At 36.4% G+C, this 5361-nt stretch carries 4 protein-coding genes and 2 pseudogenes; all 6 read right to left on the bottom strand.

All coding sequences use genetic code 11. The features are described from left to right. Positions 1–300, bottom strand: a pseudogene (locus ACFQ0V_RS11795) (hypothetical protein); the annotation flags it as partial. A gap of 321 nt (positions 301–621) precedes the next feature. Beyond that, positions 622–711, bottom strand: a pseudogene (locus ACFQ0V_RS11790) (hypothetical protein); the annotation flags it as partial. Positions 712–793: 82 nt separating this feature from the next. Next, entirely contained in the window at positions 794–1348 is a 555-nt protein-coding gene (locus ACFQ0V_RS11785; protein WP_381013805.1) for a tyrosine-type recombinase/integrase, read from the bottom strand. Positions 1349–2271: 923 nt separating this feature from the next. Continuing rightward, on the bottom strand, positions 2272–2463 hold the full coding sequence (locus tag ACFQ0V_RS11780; protein ID WP_381013803.1) for a hypothetical protein: 192 nt from the start codon (positions 2461–2463) through the stop codon (positions 2272–2274). A gap of 144 nt (positions 2464–2607) precedes the next feature. Then, positions 2608–3915: a hypothetical protein gene (locus tag ACFQ0V_RS11775; protein ID WP_381013800.1), complete on the bottom strand. Its 1308-nt coding sequence runs from the start codon at positions 3913–3915 to the stop codon at positions 2608–2610. 80 nt (positions 3916–3995) lie between these two features. Further along, a partial coding sequence (locus tag ACFQ0V_RS11770) for a primase C-terminal domain-containing protein (protein ID WP_381013798.1) occupies positions 3996–5361 on the bottom strand: 1366 nt, incomplete at its 5' end.

The raw sequence follows: 5361 nt of genomic DNA, 5'->3' as shown, positions 1-5361 counted from the left end.
TTTGTCGTTCGTGTATTGATACTTTCTATAAACGTTTGGTGTCCAATGTGTAGTATCTCCTATGACTGCTAGTAAAGCTTCCATAGACGTTGCAACAAATCCTCTTACACCCGAAGGTGTAAAGTTATTTTTTTTTCTCACTAAAAACAAGCCACCTTTTCTATCAGTACCTTCATGCTTTGCAGCTTCGGCCTGATCCAAAAGAGTAGCTTTAGAATTTTTTGTTCGGTATTTAGTAAGCGAGTTATGTAAAATTAAGTAAAGAATTTCACTCATGTTAATGCTTGAATTTATTGTCATTGTGTTCACCTCTTCTATTAGTGAGAGAACATCAATGCTGCTAGCTTTCTACTTAACCCTACATACAATTATAAATATAAATTTTCGTTGTTTTATATTTATAATTCTGTATAATGAAGATGTATATATTTCATTCTACACTCCTCTTGGAGTTAGAGTGTGTAGGGTCTTTGTTGGGTGCCACCAGCAAAGATATCTCTAAACCACTTCTATTACCGTAGAAGTGGTTTTCTATTTATATACTAGTTTATCACATAATCCTTGCAATGTAATATTTCTATAGAAATATTAAGTTCCTATCAAGAATTCTTCAATGAAAGATCATACCTTTACATATTGTTTCTTATTAGAAGTCGTTTTTTCTATAAAATCAACACTCCTTATTCTACCTCTTTTAACTCTTTTTAAAAATTCTCGACCTAGTCACAAACGATCAGCTTTACTTACACGCTTCCATTATACTTTTTATTTTATTGTTTCTTTTTTTACTATTTTATAATTTGAATTTTTTCAAAGACATTTTCAACTCTTCATCTTCAATTCCCAAATAACGTTTGGTCACTTCCTGCGAACGATGGTTAAAGATAATCATCAATGTCGCAATGTCCTTCGTCTGTTGATAGTAGTGATAGCCGAACGTCTTTCTCAACGTATGTGTACCGATGTCTTCACGGCCGATCCAGTCGGCTGCTTTCTGAAAGATACGGTATGCCTGTGTACGAGAAATCGGTCGCCCTGTCCGTTCGGACGCAAATAAATACGCCTCGTCGCTCTTTCCTTCCACATACTCCGCAATCTCTGGCATGATCGTATGCAAAAAGACCGTACGCCGTTTCTTCGTCTTTTGTTCTTGAATGATGACTTCCGTCTTTCCTCGCACGTCGCCAACCTTCAATGGTAATAGATCACTGATTCGTAGACCTGTGTTAATCCCTAGATCGAACAACAAACGATCTCTTTCGGCCCTGCGCCCTCGATCGAGCGCCTGGCGAAACTCTTCGATTTCTTCAGCCGATCGTAACGGCTGAACATTTTCACGTGGCTTCATGCAGCTCCCTCTTTCTATGTATGGTTTATTGTTCATTTTAACAGAAACCGTACTTCTTTTTCAGCCATAAAAAAAGAACCGCTCGGTTGAGCGATTCTTGATGTACGGTTCTAACCATAACCATACACTATTAAATTTTTATTAATAACACTACTAAAAATTTTTAAACAAAGTTACATAACTGAAATTTAAAATAGATCTATTTCTTCACATCACAAACAGGAAACAATGCTCGTTGTCACTTCGCATTGTTTCCAACCCCATTTTCCCGTATCTCGTCTACTTTTTTCATACATAATTTTTTATTCATAATAGAAATTGTTCCTGATCCATCGCATTTTTTAGAACAGAATATGTTTACCTCACAGCTGCACTCTCTCTTACGCACCACCTTGTGTGCTTCTCGAACGATTCATATGGAATCTACTCAGCAATGGTCAGTTGCCTTTCTAGCGCATGGTACATATCCCTAACCGATGACTTCTTGAACAAGTGTTTGATTCTTTAGTACACAGTTGAATAGTTCTATACCTTTTGTTTTTCTTCTACTGATCTGTTGAACAGCCCTTTTCATTTCCTTTTGCATTTGTCCTTCGCTCCTTTTCTTATCCTTTTTTAAATTTAAATTTTACCTGCTGCTTTAATCCTCTAATTTTTTCTACATATGAACCTAGAAATCTTTAAACTTTTAATTTTATGAATCTTAAAAATAATTTTCTAGCCGATCCATTCTACAATTTTAATTTTTAAACTACTTGATTTGTTTTCATTTCGAATCCTGTATAACTCTGAACCTTGCTCGATCCAATGAATTAATGTATTCCTTCTCCTTTTCATTTCCTTTTTTAAATTTAATTTTATTCCTGTTGCAATCGTTCTAATACCTTCTACTTATCATTTAAAAAAATCTATACTTCTTTGATTCAAAAAACTGTTTCAAAAACCTTTATTCCTTCAAATAACTGCTTTGACTCTGCTTTGTGCATTTTTCTACTTGAACCTTCTGTTAAACTTTCAACCTGTCTTGATCCAATCAAACCAATATTTTTCAATCTCTTTGCGTTCCCTTTTTTATAGTCCACCTTAATTATACCAGGACCCTTTTTAGTTTTCATGTTTTCATAAAATTCCAGCTACCTTCTTCATACAAAAAGGTAGAACCTCAAATGAAAGTTCTACCTTCGCTGCATTTCCTCTATATACTATTTGGTGACTGAAAAATGTTCACCTGTTCAAATTTATAATTAGATTGATATTTTTTACACACTATAATTTTTAAAATCTAAATACGTTTTCGCCAAATTGAAACGTTCTTTCCCATGACCTAGTTCTCCATGCACTTGATCCATTGCTTTAATTGCCTTCTCGTACGATGGATCGTCTTGCTGAAACCCCTTATTCGCTCGAAATCCTTGGTGTAAATTGTCTACGATACGATTCGTTGCGTCCAACACCGTAGGATCCTTCTGAATCGATTCTAAGAAACGTTCTCTCGCATAGAGATGGCGAAACCCATGTACTGCCCCTCGATCGCCCTTATGAATCCCTAAGCGCTTAATAACAACATTCACACTCTTGTTCAAATAATCTTTTGTTGTTGGACATAATCTATCCGTTTCATTCTTCAAGCGACCGAGTTCTTCACCTAAATAATTATTCCACTTTGAAGCGACTGGAATGTAACGATAACGATTCGCCTTCGTCACATGGGATCGATCGCCTGAATGAATGACAATATCATACGCTTGCCGCTCTTCATTCCACTGGAAATGTCTCTTCTCGATCAACGACGCTTCTTCTGCTCGCAAACCTGCTATCCTCGACAGAATGACCCCTCTAAATACATCAGGACGCGTTCTACGAAGTTCCTCAAGTATTCGATTAGCTTCCTCCTTAGAATAGCTCCTCATCGCTCTTGACGTGTTAGCGTTATAATCCCCTCGGTCATCTCTTGTAAAATACCCTACTTTATCACCATACAATGTAGAAATAGCTTCCTCACTTTGTACGAACTTCTCTACACCATTTGAAATCTTAATCAACTTCGATTCTAAATTTACGATGGTAGACTCTTTCAGCCCTGCCGATCGCACCTCGAAATACTCTAAGAAATGTTCTCGCTTTAAATCTTTAAAATAAACAAGCCCTCTATTCTCTAGATATTCAGTCATCTTTTCGCACTCTAATTTATATTTTTCCCATGTACCTTTACTAAATATTAAATACTCTTTCTCCATTACATTTGCGCTATGTTTCTTTCGGCCAAGCCCATGCAATGTATGAAACGAATCCTTTAATCCCTGTCGGATCGTTAACTGTTCCAAACGTTCTTGCTTTTCTTTGGCCTGCATCTTTAAATTCTTCTGCATTTTCATCTCACTACGAAGTTTACGTTCAGAGCGATCACGTTCTCTTTCACGTGATCGCCGTTGAAACTCTTCTAGCGTCTGATCACCATAAAGCCTTAACATAGCCCTAACCGCCCTACTAGAAGGCTTAATCCCCTCTCCTCTCATAAGTTTCTTAAGTAAGACAAGCTCTGCCTTAGAAAATTCTGGAATAGCCATGACATAGAACACCTCCATAATAAAAACTACATCTCAGCAACAGGACAATAGAAATATGTAAGGCAGAGTGGAGTGTTAATTTAGCCCCCACCACTAACACGCTCAAAACCGCTATCTGTCGGTGGTTTCAAGAGTTTCTCTAGGTAGTTAAATGTCATGATCGATGCTGGGTTATATTCAATTGTGTCGTGCCACTTATTCATAATATCTCTCGCATATCCAATGAACATTTCAGATTTTTCTTTATTTAGGCGAATGATATGTTGCATAAAGAGTTCAACCGTTGTCCAATAAGTGATAGCCCCTCTGCCTTTACCTGATACCTTGCGAATGATTTGTTTTGATTGCTTAATAAGCACGTTCAATGTACTTTGCGGAAGATCTAACGCTTCGCAAAGCTGTTTTTGGGTATGCTGAATAAACGGTTCACTATCATTTTTTTGAACCGTGATGTATTCAACAATATCTTGTTCCCATTCTTCATAATGACTTCTAACACGTTCAGAACGATCTTTTTTATGTTTGTACCAGCAATTATAGCCCATATTGACTGAAATGTTTTTCCCGTTAGGTACGTGCAATTCTAATAATTCTTTAACGTATTCTGCTTTCGGTCCATTGTATTTGCCCGAATAAGCGGATCGTACAATAACTTCTACTTCTTTGGGTTGTAAAGGCGTTTGTAAGTTAGAGTTGTAAACATCTAATAAGTTATACGCATCTTCTTGTGACTTGCCATCATGGTAGTAAGCAAGCGCAAGTGTAAACATGATATTATTGCGCCCTAACTCTCCTTTCGCACCTCTTACTTTACTTGTACCTAATAATGCGTAAAACCATTCTGATTGAGAAATATCTGTGCTACCTTTTTTATATGGAACAACATACAAAGGGCGTTTTAAATCATCGTCAACACGCATAGACCAATCAATGAGCATCTTTGCATGGTAGAGCTGCTCTTTTTGATAGAACACGATGTTGTCCTTTTTAGGTACTCTGAAAAATCCGAAATCATTACAGAATAAATCAGCTTCAACATTTCTTAAACTTCTTTTTAAGTTGTTTGAAATACGTTTTGCTACAGCTAAACTTCTGAATTTATTTTTATTTGAAATGAAAATCGGCTGTTCAAGAACGAAATAAACTTGATATCCACGAGTGGATTCAATAATCATAGTTGGCACACCGATAGAATCATCCATACAAGTTAACACAATGTCATTAACGCTATATTTCTTTGTATCAATATCGATAACAAACGTATTGATCTGCTGTAAGTTTCCTTCTTCAAAACCACATACATATTTTCTTTTGTCGTTCGTGTATTGATACTTTCTATAAACGTTTGGTGTCCAATGTGTAGTATCTCCTATGACTGCTAGTAAAGCTTCCATAGACGTTGCAACAAATCCTCTTACACCCGAAGGTGTAAAGTTATTTTTTTTT

Origin of the sequence: Savagea faecisuis, from assembly GCF_042675605.1 — a bacterium.
Taxonomy (GTDB): Bacteria; Bacillota; Bacilli; order Bacillales_A; family Planococcaceae; genus Savagea; species Savagea faecisuis.
This window is presented reverse-complemented; position numbering and strand designations above follow the sequence as displayed.